General features: G+C 38.5%; 3 protein-coding genes and 2 tRNA genes. All 5 read right to left on the bottom strand.

Annotated features, from left to right (window positions below):
* Positions 1-481 (bottom strand): sigma-70 RNA polymerase sigma factor region 4 domain-containing protein (locus HMPREF2780_RS06395; RefSeq protein WP_048778891.1); only part of this gene is annotated, 481 nt, incomplete at its 3' end.
* A 198-nt stretch (positions 482-679) separates the two neighbouring features.
* Positions 680-753: transfer RNA gene (locus HMPREF2780_RS06390), tRNA-Asn, on the bottom strand.
* A 5-nt stretch (positions 754-758) separates the two neighbouring features.
* A tRNA-Glu gene (locus HMPREF2780_RS06385) sits at positions 759-830 on the bottom strand.
* 176 nt (positions 831-1,006) lie between these two features.
* On the bottom strand, positions 1,007-2,989 hold the full coding sequence (gene ftsH / locus HMPREF2780_RS06380; protein ID WP_105026387.1) for an ATP-dependent zinc metalloprotease FtsH: 1,983 nt from the start codon (positions 2,987-2,989) through the stop codon (positions 1,007-1,009).
* An 18-nt stretch (positions 2,990-3,007) separates the two neighbouring features.
* On the bottom strand, positions 3,008-3,285 hold a 278-nt coding region (locus HMPREF2780_RS06375; protein ID WP_267894132.1), incomplete at its 5' end, for a phosphoribosyltransferase.

The following is a 3,285-nucleotide window of genomic DNA, read 5'->3' as shown; positions in this document are numbered from 1 at the left end:
AATCTAAACGGGGATTGAAATCCCTTAAGTGATAGGATAGATTTTTGAGCATTGCCTTACGTCCTTTGAACCTTTCATCTGCCATCAGACGCTCATATTGTTTTGATTCTTCTGGACTGAGCTGACTTCTATACTCTGCCATTGCACTTCTAAAGGCTACCAATTCATCCAGATACAGCTCTTTCATTCTTAAACGATGACCTATCTCGCTGACCTCTTCATAGGGTTGCCTGTCCAATTTCCGCTTTTGACTCTCTTGGCGACGAATCAAATCATGAATTCTGTTCCGAAACTTGGTCTTGAAGTAACGGTACAGGCGTGGATGATCTTCCAGTAGGTTGGGATGACTTTTTAATAATTCGTACAACACCAACATTCCTTCCTGCCTCCAATCTGCATACTCCCATAAGTGCAGATAATAATCTTTATAACAGCGCTTGACTATCCCTTCAACTTGTTTGTATACGTCCTCAAACTTCATTGACTAGTCCTTTCTTTTGGTTTTAGAGGATTTCTCCTCACCTATTAATCTATCAAAGATCCAGACTGTTGCGGACATTGGAGTGTATTTGTTAATTTAAAATTATTGTCATGTATCTATTGATTATACTTTATGCATTTTGTTGTCCTTTTAAAACATAAAAACAGGAAGAATCTTCTTCCTGTTTTTTATACTTAACTCCGGCAGTAGGACTCGAACCTACGACATCATGATTAACAGTCATGCGCTACTACCAACTGAGCTATGCCGGATAATATAGTCCGTACGGGATTCGAACCCGTGTTACCGCCGTGAAAAGGCGGTGTCTTAACCCCTTGACCAACGGACCATAAACACACAACATAGAACATTATATCAGTTCCTTTCGTTTTGTCAATACTTTTCTATTTATTTTTTTAATCATCTTTTATTGGTAATCTAGTAATTGAGTTATATGTATCAAATGAGTTTGATTTATGGCTAACTTCTCAAAAAAAGAATCCCAAAATGAGATTCTTTTTGATTTTATTCAGCTGATTTGTTTTCTTCCATTTTTGATTTAATTTCATCATATGAAAGAGCGTGTGACTCTTTATCTTCATCCAATTGATCTTCAGATATTTTCCCGGTTTCATAAATAGATTTAATTTGATTACTATCCAACGTTTCATATTTCAGAAGCGCTTCAGCTATCAATTTATGAGTTTCACGATTTGATTGAATGATTTCTGCTGCTTTGTTACGTGCTTCATTTAAGAGGTCGCGTACTTCAGCATCAATTTCATAGGCAGTCTGCTCAGAGATAGATTTTGGTGGATTATAAGCACCTGGAATCATAGCATGATTTCCTTCATATTGTACGGGACCAAGTTTGTCACTCATACCATATTCTGTAACCATGCTTCGAGCCATTTGTGTTGCCTGTTCGAAGTCATTAGAAGCCCCTGTTGTTTGAACATTAAAGATGATTTCTTCTGCAACTCGTCCACCCATGAGACCTGCTAATTGCTCTTTCATATCCTCTTTAGATAGAAGCATTTGATCTTCCTTAGGTAAGGCAATCATGTATCCTCCCGCACGACCACGAGGTACGATGGTTACCTTATGCACAACACGAGCATTTGAAAGAACCAAACCAACAATTGTATGACCCGCTTCATGATACGCAACAATTTGGCGGTCACGTTCTGAAACTGTCTTATCTTTTTTAGACGGTCCGGCGATAACTCTATCTTCAGCTTCATCGATATCAGAAGCGTCGATTACTTTCTTATTGCGGCGAGCTGCTACCAAGGCTGCTTCATTTAGGACATTCTCAAGATCTGCACCAACAAATCCTGGGGTCTGCTGAGCAACTAATTTCAAATCAACATCTGTAGCCAAAGGTTTGTTTTTAGCATGAACACGTAAGATAGCTTCACGACCTTTGACATCTGGACGACCGACTAAAACTTTTCTGTCAAAACGTCCAGGACGAAGAAGTGCAGGATCCAGCACATCTGAACGGTTTGTTGCGGCGATAACGATAATGCCTTCATTTCCTTCAAAACCATCCATTTCAATAAGGAGTTGGTTTAAAGTTTGTTCTCTCTCATCATTACCACCGCCAAGACCAACACCACGCTGACGACCGACTGCATCAATTTCATCAATGAAGATGATTGCTGGAGCTGCTTTTTTAGCATCTTCAAATAATGAGCGAACACGACTAGCACCAACACCAACAAACATTTCGACAAAATCTGAACCAGAAATACTGAAGAAAGGAACGCCAGCTTCTCCTGCAACTGCTTTAGCAAGAAGAGTTTTACCTGTTCCTGGAGGTCCTTCAAGTAGAACACCAGCAGGGATACGCGCTCCAAGCTTAGTATAACGTTTAGGATCTTTAAGAAATTCAACTACTTCAACCAATTCTTGCTTTTCTTCTTCAGCACCAGCAACATCAGAAAAACGTACCTTGATTGATTCTTTGCTAGCAGCACGCGCTTTGTTGCGGCCAAAATTCATCGCACCACGGGCTCCACCGCCACCACTTTGATTCATCATTGAAAAGAAGAAGAATCCGACAATAACAAGTGGAAAGACAGAAATTAAAATATTAAGCCACATTCCACTTGAGCTTTCACGCTTGATGCTAATCTCTGTCTTGTTTTTAGCTGCTAAATTTTGTAACTCAGAAATAGTTGAATCCGCCGGCAATATGATGCTGGTGAATTTTTTAACTGATAATGAAGGGGATGGGAAAAATTGAATGCCTGTTGTATCTTTCACTTCCTTAGATTTTTTATACGTTCCGGAAATCTCAACAACACTTCCATTTGGCTGGTAACTAATATCTTTTACGTTACCTTTTTCAATTTCTTTAACTAATTCTGAGTAATTAATCTGCTGACTGCGGTTGACAGAATTTCCAGCCATCAAATACTGAAAACCTGTTACCAAGGCAATCACAACTAAAATGTAGAGAAGTGGATTTTTTACTAATCCATTATTTTGCTTATTTTTCATTTATATATAGTAAACCTTTTATTTTGTATATACTTCTTCCTTCAAGATACCTACATAAGGTAAATTGCGATAGTTTTCAACATAGTCCAACCCATATCCAACTACAAATTCATTTGGAATTGTGAAGCAAGTGTAATCTGCCTCTATTTCAACAAGGCGTCCTTCTGGCTTATCCAAGAGTGTAGCAATTTTAACTGACGCCGCATTTCTATCTTTGAACATTTCACAAAGGCTTTTTAAAGTCTTTCCAGTATCAATGATATCTTCAATAAAAAGGATATGGCGACCAGCGACAT

Source organism: Streptococcus sp. HMSC062B01, from assembly GCF_001811085.1.
GTDB classification, from domain to species: Bacteria; Bacillota; Bacilli; order Lactobacillales; family Streptococcaceae; genus Streptococcus; species Streptococcus gordonii.
The sequence above is the reverse complement of the archived record's forward strand: the minus strand, read 5'-3'. Positions and strand labels throughout refer to the sequence as shown.